The 385-nt window shown below is 67.5% G+C and carries 1 protein-coding gene; it reads right to left on the bottom strand.

Annotation, left to right across the window (positions count from 1 at the left end; genetic code table 11):
- On the bottom strand, positions 1-385 hold a 385-nt coding region (locus tag ACFHWE_RS23750; RefSeq protein ID WP_416604105.1), incomplete at both ends, for a sodium:solute symporter family transporter.

The following is a 385-nucleotide window of genomic DNA, read 5'->3' as shown; positions in this document are numbered from 1 at the left end:
CTCATCACCGCGGCGAGGATCGCCGCGAGCAGCACACCCGCCACCAGCGGATGGGTCAGGGACTCGATGAGCATCGGGAAGACCTGTTCGGCGTTCTCCAGCGGGGTGTCGAAGTAGGCGACGCCCACGAAGCCGACGATGACGGCGAGCGCCATGGCGCTGACCGCCCAGGAGACGCTGATGATCCCGGCCTTGCGGATGTGCTTGACCGAGGTGATGCCCATGTAGCGCGAGAGGATGTGCGGCTGTCCGAAGTAGCCCAGGCCCCAGGCCAGACCGGAGATGATGACCACCCAGCCGAGGGCGTCGGTGGACTCCCAGGCGAGGGTCTCGGCGTTGAGCGAGGTCCCGCCCATCACCGACAGCAGGCCGTCGCTCTTGTCGG

The organism is Nocardiopsis sp. LOL_012 (genome assembly GCF_048060475.1).
In the GTDB taxonomy this organism is placed as follows: Bacteria; Actinomycetota; Actinomycetes; order Streptosporangiales; family Streptosporangiaceae; genus Nocardiopsis.
This window is presented reverse-complemented; position numbering and strand designations above follow the sequence as displayed.